At 69.8% G+C, this 18555-nt stretch carries 16 protein-coding genes; 8 read left to right on the top strand and 8 right to left on the bottom strand.

From position 1 onward, the window contains the following. Positions 1 to 37: 37 nt before the first annotated feature. Together def and FB384_RS00240 are read right to left on the bottom strand one after the other, a co-directional pair. Positions 38 to 538: a peptide deformylase gene (def, locus tag FB384_RS00245; protein WP_183778036.1), complete on the bottom strand. Its 501-nt coding sequence runs from the start codon at positions 536 to 538 to the stop codon at positions 38 to 40. Between the two features lie 99 nt (positions 539 to 637). After that, positions 638 to 5317, bottom strand: coding sequence for a DEAD/DEAH box helicase (locus FB384_RS00240; RefSeq protein ID WP_183778034.1), 4680 nt, complete (start codon positions 5315 to 5317; stop codon positions 638 to 640). A 236-nt stretch (positions 5318 to 5553) separates the two neighbouring features. Between FB384_RS00240 and FB384_RS00235 the strand changes: the two genes are divergently transcribed. The 3 genes from FB384_RS00235 (at position 5554) to FB384_RS00225 (ending at position 7685) form a co-directional block, all read left to right on the top strand. Further along, positions 5554 to 5748: a DUF3046 domain-containing protein gene (locus FB384_RS00235; RefSeq protein WP_183778032.1), complete on the top strand. Its 195-nt coding sequence runs from the start codon at positions 5554 to 5556 to the stop codon at positions 5746 to 5748. 291 nt (positions 5749 to 6039) lie between these two features. After that, on the top strand, positions 6040 to 7101 hold the full coding sequence (recA, locus tag FB384_RS00230; protein WP_183654841.1) for a recombinase RecA: 1062 nt from the start codon (positions 6040 to 6042) through the stop codon (positions 7099 to 7101). 62 nt (positions 7102 to 7163) lie between these two features. Next, positions 7164 to 7685 carry a regulatory protein RecX gene (locus tag FB384_RS00225; protein ID WP_183784728.1) on the top strand — a complete coding sequence of 174 codons (522 nt, stop codon included), beginning with the start codon at positions 7164 to 7166 and terminating at the stop codon, positions 7683 to 7685. 243 nt (positions 7686 to 7928) lie between these two features. On the opposite strand, the gene FB384_RS00220 is transcribed toward FB384_RS00225, so the two are convergent. From FB384_RS00220 to FB384_RS00200, 5 genes are all read right to left on the bottom strand, one after another. Next, positions 7929 to 8336, bottom strand: a complete 408-nt coding sequence (locus tag FB384_RS00220) for a hypothetical protein (RefSeq protein WP_183778030.1) — start codon at positions 8334 to 8336, stop codon at positions 7929 to 7931. A gap of 287 nt (positions 8337 to 8623) precedes the next feature. Continuing rightward, a complete protein-coding gene (locus FB384_RS00215) occupies positions 8624 to 9499 on the bottom strand; it encodes an amino acid ABC transporter permease (protein WP_183778028.1) in 876 nt (291 codons plus the stop codon). Beyond that, on the bottom strand, positions 9496 to 10164 hold the full coding sequence (locus FB384_RS00210; protein WP_183778026.1) for an amino acid ABC transporter permease: 669 nt from the start codon (positions 10162 to 10164) through the stop codon (positions 9496 to 9498). Before FB384_RS00210 ends, FB384_RS00215 begins: the two co-directional genes overlap by 4 nt. 85 nt (positions 10165 to 10249) lie before the next feature. After that, the gene (locus FB384_RS00205; protein ID WP_183778024.1) at positions 10250 to 11107 is read right to left on the bottom strand and encodes a glutamate ABC transporter substrate-binding protein; all 858 of its coding nucleotides are present in this window, start codon (positions 11105 to 11107) and stop codon (positions 10250 to 10252) included. A gap of 91 nt (positions 11108 to 11198) precedes the next feature. Further along, entirely contained in the window at positions 11199 to 11927 is a 729-nt protein-coding gene (locus FB384_RS00200) for an amino acid ABC transporter ATP-binding protein (RefSeq protein ID WP_183784726.1), read from the bottom strand. A gap of 255 nt (positions 11928 to 12182) precedes the next feature. Between FB384_RS00200 and miaB the strand changes: the two genes are divergently transcribed. Beyond that, complete coding sequence (gene miaB / locus FB384_RS00195; RefSeq protein WP_183778022.1) at positions 12183 to 13697, top strand: tRNA (N6-isopentenyl adenosine(37)-C2)-methylthiotransferase MiaB; 1515 nt, start codon at positions 12183 to 12185, stop codon at positions 13695 to 13697. Further along, complete coding sequence (locus FB384_RS00190; protein ID WP_183778020.1) at positions 13685 to 14167, top strand: Rv2732c family membrane protein; 483 nt, start codon at positions 13685 to 13687, stop codon at positions 14165 to 14167. The genes miaB and FB384_RS00190 overlap by 13 nt, the downstream gene beginning before the upstream one ends. A gap of 124 nt (positions 14168 to 14291) precedes the next feature. Here the strand turns inward: FB384_RS00190 and FB384_RS00185 are convergent, their stop codons facing one another. Next, positions 14292 to 15602, bottom strand: a complete 1311-nt coding sequence (locus tag FB384_RS00185) for a DUF349 domain-containing protein (protein ID WP_183778018.1) — start codon at positions 15600 to 15602, stop codon at positions 14292 to 14294. A 207-nt stretch (positions 15603 to 15809) separates the two neighbouring features. Here FB384_RS00185 and FB384_RS00180 point away from each other — a divergent pair, with 207 nt between their 5' ends. The 3 genes from FB384_RS00180 to dapF are packed head-to-tail and all read left to right on the top strand — an operon-like array spanning position 15810 to position 18284. Continuing rightward, the gene (locus FB384_RS00180) at positions 15810 to 16526 is read left to right on the top strand and encodes a class III extradiol ring-cleavage dioxygenase family protein (RefSeq protein WP_183778016.1); all 717 of its coding nucleotides are present in this window, start codon (positions 15810 to 15812) and stop codon (positions 16524 to 16526) included. Continuing rightward, a complete protein-coding gene (gene miaA / locus FB384_RS00175; protein ID WP_183778014.1) occupies positions 16523 to 17431 on the top strand; it encodes a tRNA (adenosine(37)-N6)-dimethylallyltransferase MiaA in 909 nt (302 codons plus the stop codon). Before FB384_RS00180 ends, miaA begins: the two co-directional genes overlap by 4 nt. Positions 17432 to 17441: 10 nt before the next feature. Then, positions 17442 to 18284, top strand: coding sequence for a diaminopimelate epimerase (dapF, locus tag FB384_RS00170; RefSeq protein WP_183778012.1), 843 nt, complete (start codon positions 17442 to 17444; stop codon positions 18282 to 18284). The last annotated feature ends 271 nt before the right edge of the window (positions 18285 to 18555 follow it).

The raw sequence follows: 18555 nt of genomic DNA, 5'->3' as shown, positions 1-18555 counted from the left end.
CGTGGCGTGGCCGGGAGGCCCCGGTGAACCGGGAAGGTCAGCGGAGGCGGAACCAGTCGCGGGAGCGCATGTCCCGCAGTGCGGAGCGACGCTGCTCGGTCGCCAGCCGGTCCAGGTAGAGCATGCCGTCGAGGTGGTCGACCTCGTGTTGCAGGCACTGTGCCGTCACTCCGTCGCCTTCGACCGTGACCGGCTGTTGGCGCAGGTCCACACCACGTACGACGGCGTAGGTGGCGCGCCGCACGGGGTAGCGCAGTTCGGGCACGGACAGGCAGCCCTCGTCGATGTCGTGGGTGGTCTCGGCCAGTTCGACGATCTCGGGGTTCAGCACGTAACCGACCGTGCCGTCGAGACGGTAACTGAAGGCGCGCAGCCCGACCCCGATCTGCGGCGCGGCCAGTCCGGCGCGGCCGGGCATGTCGACGGTGTCCAGCAGATCGTCGACCAGCCGTTTCGTCGTGTCGTCGAACCGGTTCACCGGATCGGCCACGCTCTTCAGTACCGGGTCACCGAAATACCGCAGTTCGCGTACGGCCATCGCCAGTCGTCCTCCGCCGGGCTCGTGCTGCTCGCGTGCGGCCCTGTCCGCACCGGGTTCGTCGGGATGCCAGCTTAGGACCGCTCCGGCCGCCGCCGATCAGGCCCGCAACCGCAGGCCTTTCGGGGTGGCGCGGAAACCGGCCTCCCGCAGCACGTCCGCGAGTTGCGAGGTCAGCGCCTGTTCGCCGTCGGCGCGCTGTACCTGCAGTTTGCCCAGCCATCCCTCCCTGACCGCGGCCGAGAGCGCCTCTGCCGCCTGGCGCAGCGACTCGGTGTGTTCGGTGAACGACAGCATGGACCGGCCGCCGCGTTCGACGTAGAGCGCGGGGACGCCGTCGACCAGTACGACCAGTGCCCCGGCCTTGCGTGCGGGCCGGTGTTTGGTGGTGCCGAGCGGCTCGGGCCACGGCAACGCCGCGCCGTAGGGCTGGGCGGGGTCGCTTGCCGCGAGCACCACCGCACCCTGCGTGTCCCGCGTTCCGGAGGTGTCGGACGCCGCGCGGAGCCGGTCGACGGCTCCGCGCGCGGCGAACTGCGCGGCGCCCAGGCCGTCGACGACGTAGCCGCGGATGACCTGTCCCGAGTCCTCCATGCTCCGCAGCACCTTGTAGATGCCGGAGAAGCCGCCCGTGACGCGTTCGGTGTCGAGCGCTCCCTTGGTCAGGACGCCGTGCCGTTCGAGGAACGACTCGGTGCGCGCGTGGGTTCGCCGGGTCGGGTCGGTCTCCCGCGGCGGCGTCAGCCCCCACCGGCCCGCGACGGTGGGCGGTCCGGTGCGTGACGGCATCGCGGGCCTGCCCGCGCGCATGCGGGCGTAGCGGCCGCGTGGTGCGGACCTGCGGGGTTTGTGCGCCGCGCCGCCACCGGAAACCTGGGCACGCAGCGGCGCGAGGGTGTCACCGGCGATGAGGCCGGCCCAGGTGAGGTCCCACAGTGCGGCCACGACGTCGGCGTCGTCCGGGGGAGCGTCGAGCAGCGGCGTCACGCGGTCGACGAGTTGGCGGAAGAACAGTGCGCCGTGTTCGACCGCGGACAGCACGGCCGCGTGGACCGGGCCCGCCTCGGCGACGTCGTCGTCGGCGTCGGGCAGGAGCAGGTCGGCCACGTCGGCCGGTGCGAGCGCGACCCAGCCGTCCCCGCCGGACAGCGCGCCGCAGCCCGCCCAGACGACTTCGCCCGCGGTCGTCAGCTCGTCCAGCAGCGCCGGGTGGTAGCCGGGCAGCCTGCTCGGCAGGATCAGCGATTCGACGGCGCTGGCCGGCAGGGGCGCCCCGGTGAGCTGTTCCACGACGGACAGCACGTCGTCGGCGGTCGGCGCCGAGCGCAGCCGGCCACCGATGCCGTGCCAGGAGGGCAGGAACCGGCCGAGTGCCGCCGGTTCGACGGGTTCGACCTCGGCCCGCAGTTTCGCCAGGGACGCGCGCCGCAGCCGCCGCAGCACAGCGGCGTCGCAGTATTCGACTCCGCCGGGTGCGTGGGGTTGCGGGCTCAGCTCGCCGCGGACGAGCCTGCCGTCGGCGGTCAGCCGGTCGAGCACACCCGTGGCGACGGCCGTGCCGATGCCGAACCGCTCGGCGAGCCGCGCGGCCGCGAACGGCCCGCGCCCGCGCGCATACCGGGTGACGAGGTCGCCGAGCGGGTCGTCGACCGGTTCGGTGAACGTCTCGGGTACGCCGACGGGCAGGGCCGCTCCCAGTGCGTCCCGCACCCGCCCTGCGTCCTCGATCGCCAGGTAGCGGTCCTCGCCCGCGATGCGCACCACGATCGCGCGGCGGCTCTCGACCAGTTCGGTCAGCCATTCGCGCCGCACCCCGCGCGCCGCGGCCTCGTCGGCCGTCATGTCCCCGAGGAAGCGCAACAGGTCGGCGGTGTCCTCCGGGCCGCGGGCGTGGCGGTCCTCGTCGAGCCGCTGGAGCCCGCGTTCCACGTCCGCGACGGCATCCGGATCGAGCAGCTCCCTGACCGCCTCGGTGCCGAGCAGTTCGGCCAGCAGCGTCGAATCGAGCGACAGGGCCGCAGCCCTGCGTTCGGCCAGCGGCGCGTCGGTCTCGTAGAGGAACATGCCGACGTAGCCGAACAGCAGGCTGCGCGCGAACGGCGACGCCGACGGTGTTTCCACCTCGACGAGCTTCACCGTGCGGCTGCGCACATCGGTCATCAGCTCGCGCAGCCCGTCCACGTCGTAGACGTCCTGCAGGCACTCCCGCATCGCCTCCAGCACGACGGGGAAGCGTTCGTACTTGGCCGCCACGCTCAGCAGTTGCGCGGCGCGTTGCCGTTGCTGCCACAGCGGACTCCGCCTGCCCGGGTTGCGCCGCGGCAGCAGCAGCGACCGCGCCGCACATTCGCGGAACCGGGCGGCGAACAGTGCCGATCCGCCGACCTCGGTGACGATGAGTGATTCCACCTCGTCCGGGTCGAGCAGCACGTCCTCGCCGGTCAGCGTGATCTCTTGGCCGTCGGCGTCGAGTGCGTCGGGAAGGCGCAACACGATGCCGTCGTCGGAATGGGCCGCCTGGGCGTCCACGCCGCGTGTCTCACGCAGCCTCGCCGTGATCGCCAGCGCCCACGGCGCGTTGACCTGCGCGCCGAACGGCGAGTGCACCACGACGCGCCAGTCGCCCAGTTCGTCGCGGAACCGTTCGAGCAGCAGGGTCCGGTCGTTGGGCACGTGGCGGGTGGCCTCGCGCTGTTCGCGCAGGTAGGCGAGCAGGTTCGTGGCCGCGCGCTCGTCGAGGCCCGCGTCGGCCGCGCGTCGCAGGGCGGTGTCGTCGCGGGCTCCTGACACCTCGCGCAGGAACGCACCGAGGGCTCTGCCGAGTTCGAGGGGTCTGCCGGGCGCGTCGCCCTTCCAGAACGGCATGCGTGCGGGGACGCCGGGTGCGGGAACGACGATGACGCGGTCGTGGGTGATGTCGGTGATCCGCCACGACGAGGTGCCGAGCAGGACGGTGTCACCCACGCGGGATTCGTAGACCATCTCCTCGTCGAGCTCGCCGACGCGACTGCCCGAGGCACGTCTTCCCGTCGAGGGCACATCGGCACTGCCCGAGGCACGTCTTCCCGTCGAGGGCACATCGGCGCTGCCGGAAGCGCCTGCCGGCCGGTCGCCGTCGTCGCCGGGGGTCATCACGGTGAAGAGTCCGCGGTCGGGGATGGTGCCGCCGGAGGTGACGGCCAGCCGTTGCGCACCGGGCCTGCCCTGCAGTTCGCCGGTGACGCGGTCCCAGGTGATGCGGGCGCGCAGTTCGCCGAACTCCTCGCTGGGGTAGCGCCCGGCCAGCATGTCGAGGACGGCGTGCAGGGCGTCGTCCGGCAGGGAGGCGAACGGCGCGGCCCTGCGCACGGTGGTGGCCACGTCGTCGACGGTGCGCGGTTCGAGTGCCACCATCGCCACGATCTGCTGGGCGAGCACGTCGAGTGGGTTGCGCGGGTAGCGGGTCGCTTCGATCGCGCCGGATCCCATGCGCTCGGCGGTGACCGCGCAGGAGACGAGGTCGCCGCGGAACTTGGGGAACATCACGCCGCTGGAGACCGCGCCGACGTGGTGGCCCGCGCGTCCGACGCGCTGGAGACCCGAGGCGACCGTGGGCGGTGCCTCGATCTGCACCACCAGGTCGACCGCGCCCATGTCGATGCCGAGCTCGAGGGACGACGTCGCCACCACGCACGGCAACCTGCCGGTCTTGAGTTCCTCCTCCACGCGTGTGCGCTGCTCGCGGGACATCGAACCGTGGTGGGCCTTCGCCACGGTCGGTTCGGCGCCGGTGGTCAGGCCGGATTCGCCGATGGCTTCGGCGGGGAACTCGTCGCCGGGTTCGAGTTCGGTGCGTTCGGCGGCGAGTTCGTTGAGCCGGGCGGTGAGCCGTTCGGCCAGCCGCCGCGAGTTGGCGAACACGATGGTCGATCGGTGCGCGCGCACGAGGTCCAGCACGCGTCCTTCGACCGACGGCCAGATGGACGGCTTCGGTGCCCCTGCGGCGGGCACCTCGTCCTCGAGGGAGCCCGGTTCGGGCTGCGGTGCGGGGCCGTCCAGTTGGGCCATGTCCTCGACCGGGACCTCGACGCGCACCTCGACGGTCTTCGCGGCCTCGGGTTGGACGACCGTGACCGGCCTGCCGCCTGCGAGCAGCGAGCTCACTTCGTCGACGGGACGGACCGTCGCCGAGAGCCCGATGCGCTGCGCCGGTGTCGGGAGCAGGTCGTCCAGGCGCTCCAGCGACAGCGCCAGGTGCGCGCCGCGTTTGCCACCGGTGACGGCGTGCACCTCGTCGACGATCACCGTCTCGACACCCCGTAGCGATTCCCTGGACGACGACGTGAGTAGGAGGAACAGCGACTCCGGAGTGGTCACCAGCACGTCGGGCGGGGTGCGCTGGAAGGACCGGCGTTCGGCCGGGGTGGTGTCGCCGGTGCGCATGCCGACGGTGATGTCCGGCGCAGGCAGGTCCAGTCGTTGCGAGGCCTGTGCGATGCCGGTGAGCGGTGAGCGCAGGTTGCGCTGGACGTCGACGGCGAGCGCCTTGAGCGGGGACACGTACAGGACCCGGCACCGGTGTTGGGCGTCCTCCGGCGGCGGTGCGGTGGCCAGCCGGTCGAGGGCCCAGAGGAAGGCTGCGAGTGTCTTGCCCGAGCCGGTCGGTGCGATGACCAGCGCGTGCTGACCCGCGTGCGCGGCCCGCCACGCGCCCTCCTGGGCGGAGGTGGGCGCAGCGAAGGCCCCGGCGAACCAGTCCCTGGTCGCAGGGGAGAAGAGGTCGAGCGCGCGGTCGGTCACGTCCCCATGATGCGGCCGGTCACCGACATTCCGGGTGCGGGCCGGGTCCGGTCCTGCGCGCCGCGGTGGTTAGCGGTGGTCATTTCCGCCGGTTGCGCCGGATCTGCACGAGCAGTACCACGAGTGTGGCGGTCACGGTCGCGATGGCGGCCAGGGTGAGTGCGGTGGAGCCGATTCCGGAGTCGGGTGGCATGGTGCCCACGATACGGCGCCGCGGCGCGGCTACGCTGGCGTCGATGCGGATCACGGTGTTCCGTCGGTTGATGGCCGACGAGTTCGGCGCCACCAGGGCGGAGATGCTGGCCAAGGACCACGTGCTGAGCGGTCTCGACGGCCGGACGGTCGAGGAGGCGCTCGAGGCGGGGGTTCCCGCGAAGGAGATCTGGAAGCAGGTCTGCACGGAGTTCGAGGTGCCCGTCGAGCGCCGGTGAAGAGCGAAAGATCCTATCGCATCGGGGTGTCGCTTTCGATCTCGAACAGATGTTCTCTAGGATGTTGTCCACATCGGGGTTGGCTGTCCACAGATTCAGCGTGACTCGCGCCGACTGTCGGACCCCGCCCGTAGTGTCGGCCCCCGGCGACCGGCACGCGTGACCCGGCATGCGTGCACCGACTCGGTGCCGGCGCACGAGCACGACCCGGATACAGCAGATCCGGACACCGCAACTTCGGATACAGCAACTTCGGATACAGCAACCGCGAAGGCCAATGAGGTGGGTTCCATGGCAGCAGCATCGGACAAGGGTGCACCGGACAAGGGCAAGGCGCTCGACCTGGCGCTGGCCCAGATCGACAAGCAGTTCGGCAAGGGCTCGGTGATGCGACTGGGCGAGGACACCCGTCCGCCGGTCGAGGTCGTCCCGACCGGGGCCATCGCGCTCGACATCGCGCTGGGTATCGGCGGCCTGCCGCGCGGCCGGGTCATCGAGGTGTACGGCCCCGAGTCGTCCGGTAAGACCACCGTGGCACTGCACGCCGTGGCGAACGCACAGAAGAACGGCGGTATCGCCGCCTTCATCGACGCCGAGCACGCGCTCGACCCGGAGTACGCCAAGGTCCTCGGTGTCGACACCGACGCGCTGCTGGTGTCGCAGCCCGACACCGGTGAGCAGGCGCTCGAGATCGCCGACATGCTGATCCGGTCGGGTGCGCTCGACATCGTGGTCATCGACTCCGTTGCCGCCCTCGTGCCGCGTGCGGAGATCGAGGGCGAGATGGGTGATTCCCACGTCGGCCTGCAGGCGCGGTTGATGAGCCAGGCGCTGCGGAAGATCACCGGTGCGCTGCACAACTCCGGCACCAGCGCGATCTTCATCAACCAGCTGCGCGAGAAGGTCGGCGTGATGTTCGGCTCGCCGGAGACCACCACGGGTGGTAAGGCGCTGAAGTTCTACGCGTCGGTCCGGCTCGACGTGCGGCGGATCGAGACGCTCAAGGACGGTGGCGAGCCGGTCGGCAACCGCACCCGCGTGAAGGTCGTGAAGAACAAGGTCGCCCCGCCGTTCAAGCAGGCCGAGTTCGACATCCTCTACGGCGTCGGTATCTCCCGTGAGGGCTCGCTGATCGACATGGGCGTCGATCAGGGCATCCTGCGCAAGTCCGGTGCCTGGTACACGTACGAGGGTGACCAGCTCGGCCAGGGCAAGGAGAACTCGCGGCGGTTCCTCAAGGACAACCCGGACGTCGCCAACGAGATCGAGAAGAAGATCCTGGAGAAGCTCGGGGTCGGTGCCAAGGTCGACGCCGAGGAGGCCGCGGCCGAGCCTGCACCCGTCGAGTTCTGAGGGGTCTGCCGGTGAGCGAACCGGATTCGACGGGTGCGCGACGGTCGCGCGCCCGCACCCCGGTGTCCGAGCTTCCGCCGGAGGAGGCGAGGCGCAAGGCCAAGGAGGTCTGCTTCGACCTGCTGGCCGCTCGCCCTCGCACCAAGGAGGAACTGCGGTCGGCGCTGGCGCGGAAGGGCTTCGACGGCGAGGTCTGTGACGAGCTGCTGCGCAAGCTCGACGATGCCGGGCTGATCGACGACGCGGCGTTCGCGGAGACCTGGGTGCGATCCCGGCACACCCATCAGGGTCTGGGCAGGCGCGCGCTGGTCGCGGAGCTCCGGCGCAAGGGCGTCGACAGCGAGGTGGCTGCGGAGGCGGCGGGGGAGATCGATGCCCGCGCCGAGGAGGAGCGTGCGCGGGAGCTCGTCCGCAAGAAGCTGCGGACGATGACGGGTGTCGACGAGCAGAAGGCCACGCGTCGGCTGTTGGGCATGCTGGCGCGCAAGGGCTATCCGCAGGGCCTGTCCTACGGCGTCGTGCGCGAGGAACTCCGCAACGCCGGAGCCGAATCGACCCCGCTCGACGACGCCACCCCGGACTGACCACCCCGTGTGGGGCTACTCCTCCGAAGACGAGTCAGCAGTCAGGGTCCCCGATCGCGGTGGCCCTGACTGCTCCGGCATGGCGATCGGATGGGAATTGCTGATCACAGGGTCGGGCCCGGGTCGTAGGTAATGTCGGCTCCGTGGAGGTCAAGGCCTTCTGTGGGCAGGGGCTGTGAACATCACCTTCACTGTGACGCGGCAGTGATCATTCTCGACCGGTTCTTGTTCCCCTCGGTGTGTTCAGTTCCAGCAGACGAGCCCCGACTCCTGTGTCATCGTGACAGTGTTCCCGCTTCCTGACAGTCCGATATAGGTAACGACGGCCGAAGCGCAGTACTCGGCGTACTTGGTGGGGGCGTCGGCCCGAACCAGCATGGAGTGCGCCCCTTCCGCGCCGTACGCTACGTTGTTCCCTTTGGCTGCGCTGACGAAATAGTGTTTCGAATTGCCCTGGACGGCAAAGTATGTGAACTCGGTCTTGATCTGCAGTAGGTTGTGCTGATCTTTACTACATTCGGCGGAGATGGTGAGCCGTTCCCGCGCACCCATGTTGTCCGAGGCGGTGTGCCCCTTGAGGCTGCCCTTGCAGTTTCCCCCGCCGAACGGGGTGTTCGTGCCGGCGTGCGCCGGCGAGGAAAAGAGCGCCATCGAGTGTGACAATGCCGAGCGGGGGTGCTCCGCGTCGCGTTTTATGAGTATTGTTCACGATTCGCCCTTCGTTCATCGGAATCTCGACGAAACGATTTCGATGCTACGCAAGGGTTGTGCCGCGTGAAGTCCCTCGTTCCGGTTATCTTGAATCGAACGTGGATATTCGTGAGGTTCAGTCGATTGAAAAGCAGAAGGGCCACCTTCCCGGGCTGGGGGAAGGTGGCCCTTCGCGGTCGTGGCCTGGAGTCGCAGGCCCACACTCGGACGCGAACCGGGCGGAGTGACTACAACTCGTTGTTACCGTCGTCGAGCGGCTTCACCACGGTGCCGGAGCTCGTCTTTCGCTGCCGGGACCATTTCTCCAGCCAGCCTGCGGCGGCCGTGAGCAGGTTGTTCAACAGGATGTAGATCACCGCGACGATCGTCAGGGTGGCGATCGTGTTCGCGAAGTAGTTGTTCGAGATCGGTCGGATCTGGCTGAACAGGTCGCTGAAGCCCAGCGCGGCACCACCCAGTGCGGTGTCCTTCACGATCACGACGAGCTGGCTGACGATTGCCGGCAGCATCGCGGTGACGGCCTGGGGCAGCAGCACGTTCGTCATGGTCTGCGTCTTGCGCATGCCGATCGCCTTGGCCGCCTCCGTCTGGCCAGTGGGCAGCGACTGGATGCCCGCACGCACCACCTCGGCGAGCACGGCTCCGTTGTACAGCACCAACGCCGTGACCACGGCCAACAGTGGCCGGTAGTCCGAGTCGACGTCGGTGTACTCGGAGTAGAACTCGTTGGCGAAGAACATGAGGATCAGCACCGGAACGGCGCGGAAGAACTCCACCACGGTTCCGGCGGGCACGCGGATCCACACGTGATCCGACAGTCGCAGGATGCCGAACAACGAGCCGATGGGCAGCGCGATCACGATCGCCAGCCCCGCGGCGATGAGCGTGTTCAGCAGTCCCGGGAAGATGAAGGTCGTCCACACCTGGCCCTCGGTGAAGAACGGACCCCACTTCTGCCAGGTGAGCTGGTCCTTCTCCGCCAGCGTCGCAATGATCCACCAGCCGACACCGGCGAGCGCGAGAAGGAACAGCACCGTGTAGACGGCGTTGCGCGTCTTGGCCTTCGGCCCGGGGACGTCGTAGAGGACGGAGGGAGCGCTCATCGTTTCACCGTCGCTTTCTTGGCGACCCGGCCCAGCAGGAGCCCGATGGGCAGGGTCAGGATCACGAAGCCCATCGCGAAGGTCATGAAGACCAGCCCGATGACGTCGCTCTCGTTCTCGATCATCTCGCTCATCAGCAGCGAGGCTTCGGCGACGCCGATAGTGCTGGCCACCGTCGTGTTCTTGGTCAGCGCGATCAGCACGCTGGTCAGCGGACCGATCACGGACCGGAACGCCTGCGGCAGCACGATCATGCGCAGGACCTGGCCGAAGTTCAGGCCCAGAGCCCGCGCCGCCTCGGCCTGTCCGACCGGGACGGTGTTGATGCCCGAGCGCAGTGATTCGCACACGAACGTCGACGTGTACAGCACGAAGCCGAGGACGGCGAGCCGGAAGTTGATCGTAGTGAGGACATCCCCGCCCAGCGCCGCCCCCAGGGTCTGGTTGAGACCGAGGGACATCGAGATGATGACCAGGGTCAGCGGGATGCTTCGCACGATGTTGACGTAGGCCCCGCCGAATGCCCGCATGATGGGGACCGGGCTGACCCGCATACCGGCGAGAATGGTTCCCCAGAGCAGCGAACCGATCGCCGAATACACGGTGAGCTGGACGGTGACCCAGAAAGCGCCGAGTATGTCGTACTCGGTCAGAAAATCGAACACGTGGTGCTCCTCCGGAGACCGAACGAGCCCGGGCCGACCCCGTTGAGGCGGGCCCGAGCTCGAATCGGTGTCTGTCTCAGGTCAGTTACTCGACCACTTCGCCGACGGTCGGCGCCTCCGGGACCTCGTAACCGGCCGGCCCGAAGTGCTGCTGGGCGGCCTTCTTCCACTCGCCGGAGTCGATCATCTTCTGGATCGCCTCGTCGAGTGCCTTCTTGCCCTCGTCGTCGCCCTCACGCAGGCCGATGCCGTAGTTCTCGTTGCTGAGCTCGGCGCCGACCAGCTGGAACTTGCCGGGCTGCTGAGCGGCGTAACCGGCGAGAATCGTGTCGTCGGTGGTCATCGCGTCGATGGCCTCGTTCTCGACGCCGGTGAGGCACTCGGAGTAGCCGCCGTACTCCTGCAGCTGTGCCTTCGGGGCGAAGTCGTCGCGGACGTTCTGCGCCGAGGTCGATCCCTTGACCGAACAGAGCTTCTTGTTCTTGTTGAGGTCCTCGGCACCCTGGATCGAGTCGTCGCCCTTCCGCACGAGCAGGTCCTGGTGGGCCAGGAAGTACGGGCCTGCGAAGTCGACCGCCTCGTCGCGTTCGGGCGTGATCGAGTAGGTGGCGACGATCATGTCGACGTCGCCCTTCTGGATCATGTTCTCGCGCTGGGCGGACGGCGTTTCGACGAACTCGATGTCGCCTTCCTCGACGCCCAGCTCCTTGGCGACGTACGTGGCGACGTCGACGTCGAAGCCCTCGTACGAGCCGTCCGGCTTCTTCAGGCCGAGGCCGGGCTGGTCGATCTTGACGCCGATGGTCAGCGAACCGTTGTCCTCGGCGCGCTGGACGAGCGATTTGTTCGCGTCCTCTTCGCTGTTCGGTTGGCCGCAGGCTGCGAGCGTCAGGCCGACCGCCGCCACCAGGGCGCCGGTACGTAGTACTCGGCTGAAACGCATGTCGTGTTCCTTCCGTTGCCAGGTGGTTCGCCCGCCTCCGGCGGGTGTCGGGACAGGCCCCGGCAGGGGTATCGCGGGGCCGGATGTGCGATCAGTGGGTGAGGATCTTGCCGAGGAAGTCCTTCGCGCGGTCCGATTTCGGCGCAGTGAAGAAGTCGGTCGGTGTGGAATCCTCGACGACCTCGCCGTCGGCCATGAAGATCACGCGGTGGGCGGCCCGGCGGGCGAAGCCCATCTCGTGCGTGACGACGACCATCGTCATGCCTTCGTCGGCGAGTGAGGTCATCGTGTCGAGCACCTCCTGCACCATTTCGGGGTCCAGTGCGGAGGTCGGCTCGTCGAACAACATCACCTTCGGCTTCATCGCCAGCGCGCGGGCGATCGCCGCGCGCTGCTGCTGGCCGCCCGAGAGCTGTGCCGGGTACTTGTCGGCCTGGTCGGCGATGCCTACGCGCTCGAGCAGCTCCATCGCGGTCTCGCGAGCCTCGCTCTGCGAGGCCTTACGCACCTTGACCGGGCCGAGCGTGACGTTCTCGACGATCGACTTGTGCGAGAACAGGTTGAACTGCTGGAACACCATGCCGACGTCGGCGCGCAGCGCAGCGAGCGCCTTGCCCTCGGCCGGCAGCGGTTCGCCGTCGACCTCGATCGTGCCCGAGTTGATCGGCTCGAGGCGGTTGATGGCGCGGCAGAGGGTCGATTTACCCGACCCGGACGGTCCCAGCACGACCACGACCTGCCCGCGTGGGACCTCGAGATTGATGTCCTTCAGTACGTGCAGGTCGCCGAAGTACTTGTCCACGGACGCCGCCTTGATCATCGGCGGGGTGGTGCCCGTGGACGCGCCGCCGGAGCCGGACGCCTCGGTACTCAAATCTTGCCTCCATAACGGTGAGCTGCCGGTTCGACGAGCATGTCCGGCAACCCCGAGATTGAACACCATCGGGTCAATCCCGGTGCGCCATTTAAGTCAAATCGCAATCTTTCGCCCCGGGTCGCCTACGGCGCGTGACCGGAGCTGCTCGCGGGAGCCTATCCACTCGAGCCCGATCCGGCCCACCGAGGTGCCCGTTAGATGCCTGATTACCCTGGTGACGTGACCCGTTCGTACTCCATCCGCACCTTCGGCTGCCAGATGAACGTCCACGACTCCGAGCGTCTCGCGGGACAACTGGAGGACGCGGGATACGTCGCGGCCGCCGAGGGCGACGCCGCCGACATCGTCGTGCTCAACACGTGCGCCGTGCGGGAGAACGCCGACAACAAGCTGTACGGCAACCTCGGTCATCTGCGCGCCCGTAAGAACGAGAAGCCCGGCATGCAGATCGCGGTCGGCGGCTGTCTCGCGCAGAAGGACCGCGGCGAGATCGTCAAGCGGGCGCCCTGGGTCGACGTGGTGTTCGGTACCCACAACATCGGGTCGCTGCCGACACTGCTGGAACGCGCTCGCCACAACGCCGAGGCCGAGGTCGAGATCCTCGAGGCGCTCGAGACGTTCCCGTCCACGCTGCCCGCCCGGCGCGACTCCGCCTACTCGGGCTGGGTGTCGATCTCGGTGGGCTGTAACAACACGTGCACGTTCTGCATCGTGCCGTCGCTGCGGGGCAAGGAACGCGACCGCAGGCCAGGCGAGATCCTGGCCGAGGTCGAGGCGCTGGTCGCCGAGGGCGTGCTCGAGGTGACCCTGCTCGGCCAGAACGTCAACTCCTACGGGGTCGAATTCGGCGATCGGCACGCCTTCGGCAAGCTGCTGCGCTCGTGCGGCTCGGTCGACGGGCTCGAGCGCGTGCGGTTCACCTCCCCGCACCCGGCTGCGTTCACCGACGACGTGATCGACGCGATGGCCGAGACCCCCAACGTGTGCCACCAGCTGCACATGCCACTGCAGTCCGGTTCCGATCGCATCCTGAAGGCGATGCGCCGCTCGTACCGGTCGGAACGGTTCCTGTCCATCTTGGACAAGGTGCGCACCGCGATGCCCGACGCCGCGATCACCACCGACATCATCGTCGGCTTCCCCGGGGAGACCGAGGAGGACTTCGAGCAGACGCTCGAGGTGGTGCGCCGCGCCCGGTTCTCCAGCGCGTTCACGTTCCAGTACTCGAAGCGGCCCGGAACGCCCGCCGCCGAACTCGACGGTCAGCTGCCCAAGGAGGTCGTGCAGGAGCGGTACGAGCGGCTCGTCGCCCTGCAGGACGAGATCTCCTGGGAGGAGAACCGCAAGCAGGTCGGCAGGCGGGTGGAACTCCTCGTCGCCACAGGTGAAGGCCGTAAGGACGCGGAGACACGGCGCATGAGCGGACGCGCCCGCGACGGCAGGCTCGTGCACTTCACGCCCACCGGTCCGGAGATCGACACGGCCGTGCGGCCCGGCGACATCGTCGAGACCACGGTGACCTACGCCGCGCCGCACCACCTGGTGGCCGACGGCGACCTGCTCAGCCACCGCAGAACCCGCGCGGGCGACAACGCCGAGGCGGGGCAGCGGCCCAAGACCGACGGCGTCAGCCTCGGCCTGCCGAGCTTCGGCCGCCCCGCCGAAGCCGCGGAAGCCGCCGCGACGACCACGGCGACGGGATGTGGACTGTGACCGACGACGAACGGGACCCCGCGGTCGAAGAACTCGGCGCCGACGTCGACGCCACCCTCTCCAAGGCCGAGAAGACCATCGAGCCCGGGCGCTCCGGGTTCACGATCGCCGTCGTCGTGTTCGTGGCGCTCATCGCGATCCTGCTGCCATGGGCCGGCGGCGAGCCCGGCTGGCGCATGTTCGCGGGTGAAGGCGGCGCGATCCCGCTGCTGTTCGTGTCCACCAGCGCGTTGTTCGCTGTGCTGGCCTCGGCCGCCGCCCTCGTGACCCGTCGCTGGTGGCTCAGCTGGATCTGCACGGTCGGCTGCTGGGTCTCGTCGGTGGACGGCCTGCTGGCCATCTGGTCGCAGCAGTCGTCACCCGTCAGCGGTCACGCCGGCACCGGCCCCGGTGCGGGCATGATCGTCATGTGGATCTGCGTCGTCGTGCTCGCTGTGCAGTGGACGCGCCTCGCGTGGTCGCGCTCCTGACGGGCACTCGCCCCGGTATCGCCTGACCGGCTGGTTGGCCCGGGCCCGGCGTCGACGGACCGGCTTCGGCGTCCGGGTGACCGCGCCCCGGTGAGCAGGGCCGCGGTCACCCGGCGCAGCCGGATCAGCGGTCGGCGATCGCGGCCTCGGCCGCCGACAACCACTCGCGCCACTGCGCGGCCTGCTGCTCGGCCTTCGCCGCGCGCTTGTCGTCCCCGGCGTCGCGGGCCTTGGCGGCCTGCTCCTCGAACTGCTCCACCTTCTCGCGGAACTGCGCCACGCGCGCCTGCGCCTCGGGGTCGGTCCGGCGCCACTTGGCGTCCTCGGCCCCGCGCACGCGGTCCTGCACCGCCTTGAGCCTGCCGTCGAGCTCGCGGATGCGTTCCCGTGGCACCTTGCCGATCTCGTCCCACTGCTCCTGAATGCGCCGCAGCTGCGAGCGAGCCGCCTCCAGGTTCGCCGACGGGTCGATCTTCTCCGCCTCGACCAGCAGTTCCTCCTTGCGGGAAGCGTTCTCGGCGAACTCGGCATCCCGTTCGGAGAACGCCGCCGCCCTGCGGGAGAAGAACGCGTCCTGGGCGGCGCGGAACCGCTGCCACAGCGCGTCGTCGGCGTCCTTCGGCGCCCGGCCCGCGGCCTTCCAATCGGCCATGAGCTGCTTGTACCGCGCGGCGGTCGGGCCCCAGTCGGTCGACTCGGTCATCGACTCGGCCTCGGCGATGAGTTCCTCCTTGCGCCGCTTCGCCGTGGCCCGCTGTTTGTCCAGCTCGGCGAAGTGCGAGCCGCGCCTGCGGTTGAACGCCTCCCGCGCCTTCGAGAACCGTTTCCACAGTTCGTCGTCGGTCTTGCGGTCGATGCCCTTGATCGTCTTCCACTCCTCGAGGATCGCCTTGAGGCGGTCGCCGGCCCACTTCCACTGGGTCGACTCGGCGGCGATCTGCTCGGCCTCCGCGGCGAGCTCCTGCTTGCGGGCGACGGCCTCGGCGCGCGCCTGCTCCCGCTTCTCCTTCACCTGGGAGACGGCCTGCTCGGCGTGTGCGATCACGGCGTCCAGTTTCGCCGCCAGGGCGTCGACGTCTCCGACGATCGCCGCGTCGGGGAGGCCTTCCTTGAGGTGTGTGGCACTGCTGAGCGCCTGCTTCGGGTCGCCGGCACCGGAGGAGAGGCGGGTCTCCAGCAGCTCCACCTCGGTGCGCAGGTCGTCGAACCGCCGCGCGAAGTGGACCAGGCCCTCCTGGGCCGTGCCCGCCTGCCACACGCCGACCTGCCGTTCACCGTCGGAGGCGCGGACGAACACCGCACCCTCGTCGTCGATGCGGCCCCAGCGCTCGGGGTGCGGTTCCGCCGCGGGAACCGTGGAAGCGGCCTGTGTGTGCGGCACCTCGCTGGGCGCCGGCACGTGCGTCGTGTTCTCCGGGGTGTTCTGCTCGGCCATGGCCGGCTCCTTCTCACCTAGGCCCGTGGTGGGCGCCCCGCCGCGGGCGGGGCCGGGTGGTGCTGTCGGTGTCACTGCCTGGGATCGCGGGCGATCCGGTGGGTCGTTGTCCGCATTCAAACAGGTCAGCGCGGTTCTCGGTACTCCGTTGCCGGAAGATTGCCTCAAGACGTACCGCGGAGAGTGCTGCCGGTAGCCTCTGGACGCGTGATCTCGTGTGCCGTCGTGGTTCCCGCTGCACCGCTTCTGGTGCCGGAGTTGGTCCCCGGTACGCGGCTCGCCGACGCGGTGCGCGCCGCCGCCGTCGACGCGGCGTCCCGGTTGCCGTCCCGGTGGATCGCCGTGGGCGCGGCTGCCGCGGGCAGCGCGCCCGCCACCGTCGAGGCCGACCGGGCCGGCACGTTCCGCGCGTTCGGCGCCGACGTGGTCGTACCTCTTGGCGAGCATGCCGCCGGACCGCCGGAGGACCTTCCGCTGTCCGCGCTCGTCGCCGCGTGGCTGCGGGTGCGGGCGGGCGCGCACACGGTGCGTGCGGAACTGATCGCCGAGGACGCGAGCCCCTCCGACTGCGTGACGCTGGGCGAGAAACTGGCCGCGACCGACGACCCGGCCGGCGACCCGGTCGGACTGCTGGTGGTGGGTGACGGATCGGCGCGCAGGGACACCGCACCGCCCGGTGAGGAGGACGAGCGGGCAGAGGGCTTCGACAGTGCCGTCGCCGCCGCGCTCGCCGCCGCCGACCCGGAGGCCCTGCTCGACATCGACCCCGCCCTGGCCGATGAGCTGCGAGTGGTCGGCCGCGCCCCGTGGCAGGTCCTCGCCGGCTTCGCCCGCGCCTGCGGCGTCGCCTGGCGCGGTGACCTCGTGTATTCGGACGCTCCTCGCGGTGTGGGCTACCACGTCGCGTACTGGGAGGCGGGATGAGCATCCGACCGGTGGCGGTCGTCGGGCCGACGGCCACGGGGAAGACGGCGCTCGGTGTGGAGCTGGCACTCGCCCTGGGAGGGGAGGTCGTCAACGCCGACGCGATGCAGCTGTACCGCGGCATGGACATCGGTACGGCGAAGGCGACCGTGGCCGAACGCCGGGGCGTGCCGCACCGGCTGCTCGACGTGCTGGACGTGACGGAGACGGCGTCGGTGGCGGCCTACCAGCGTGACGCGCGTGCCGAGGTGGAGCGGCTGCTCGCCGAGGGGCGGGTGCCGGTGCTGGTCGGCGGATCGGGACTGTACGTGCAGGCCGTCGTCGACGAGCTGCGGTTCCCCGGTACCGACCCCGAGGTGCGGGCCGCGCTGGAGGCCGAGGCACAGCGGGTCGGCGCAGCGGCGCTGCACGAACGACTCGGCACTCTCGATCCGGATGCGGCCGCGGCGATCCTGCCGGGCAACGTGCGGCGGATCGTGCGCGCACTGGAGGTCATCGAGATCACCGGGCAGCCGTTCTCGGCGAATCTGCCGACCCCGGGCGAGCCCCGGTACGGCACCGTGCTGGTCGGCGTGGACCGCGACGTCGCCGAGCTGGACGAGCGGGTGAACCTGCGCGTGGAGCGGATGTTCGCCGACGGGCTCGTCGAGGAGGTGCGCACCCTGGAACGACGGGGGCTGCGCGAGGGCAAGACCGCGTCGCGGGCGCTCGGGTACCAGCAGGTGCTGGCGGCCATCGACGCCGGGACCGGGAATTTCACGCAGGCCGCCGACGAGACGGCGCAGGCGACCCGACGGTTCGTCCGCAAACAGCGCAAGTGGTTCCGGCGTGACACGCGCATCCACTGGTTCGACGGTGGAGATCCGGAACTGGGTGATCGCGTCCGCCGTCTGGTGACGCCGTAATCTGGACGGCATGGGTGGAATCGAGTTCCTCAAAGGGCACGGCACGCAGAACGACTTCGTGATCCTGCCCGATGCGGTCGGTGCGCTGGAGCTGACGCCGGAGCGTGTCGCCGCGCTGTGCGACCGGCAACGAGGGCTCGGCGCCGACGGTGTGCTGCGGGTCGTGCGCGTGTCGGCCGTGGACAGGGACGTCCCGGGCACCGAGGACTCGGCCGCCGAATGGTTCATGGACTACCGCAACGCCGACGGTTCGGCCGCGGAGATGTGCGGGAACGGGGTGCGGGTGTTCGCGCGCTACCTCGTCGAATCCGGCCTCGAGGAGCGGCGGGAGTTCGCCGTCGGCACCCGTGCGGGGGATCGGCCGGTGCAGGTGCACCGGGATCTGTCGGTGACCGTGGAGATGGGGCCGGCGCGGATCATCGGCACCTCGGTCGCGGTGGTCGACGGGCGAGAACTGTCCGGGGTCGCCGTCGACGTCGGCAACCCGCACCTGGTGTCCACAATGGATGACGACGTGTCGGGTCTCGATCTGCGGGAGCAGCCCCGGTTCGACCACGACTTCTTCCCCGACGGCGTCAACCTCGAGTTCATCAACACCGTCGAGCCCGGCGCGCTCCGCATGCGCGTGTACGAACGGGGAGTGGGGGAGACCCGGGCGTGCGGCACCGGCACCGTGGCCGCCGTCGCGGCGGCGCTGCATCTCTCGGGGACGGACCACGGTTCGTCCACAGTGGATATCCCGGGTGGGCGGGTGACCGTGACGGTCGACCGCGAGGGAGCGACGCTGACCGGCCCGGCCGAGTTCGTCGCCCGCGGCGAACTCGACGCCGGCTGGTGGGGCCGCAACCGCTGATCCGTCGCCGCCGACCCGCTGCCCTGCGGATCTGCTGCCCCGCGGATCTGCGAGCCGGCGGATGCGTCGCCCACGTGCCGCCGACGAGCCGGCGGATGCGTCGCCGACGTGCCGGAGCGTATGTGCCGAAGTGCATGTGCCGGAGCGCAGGGCGGGCACCATCGGCCGGCGGTGCTCGGCCGGTGGTGCGTGCGACGGCGTCGGCCGCGCCGGCCAGGGACTGGACCCGCCGTCGACCTGCCGACCCGGGGTGACGGTTCGGCGGGTCCGT

Origin of the sequence: Prauserella sediminis, from assembly GCF_014195435.1 — a bacterium.
GTDB classification, from domain to species: Bacteria; Actinomycetota; Actinomycetes; order Mycobacteriales; family Pseudonocardiaceae; genus Prauserella; species Prauserella salsuginis.
This window is presented reverse-complemented; position numbering and strand designations above follow the sequence as displayed.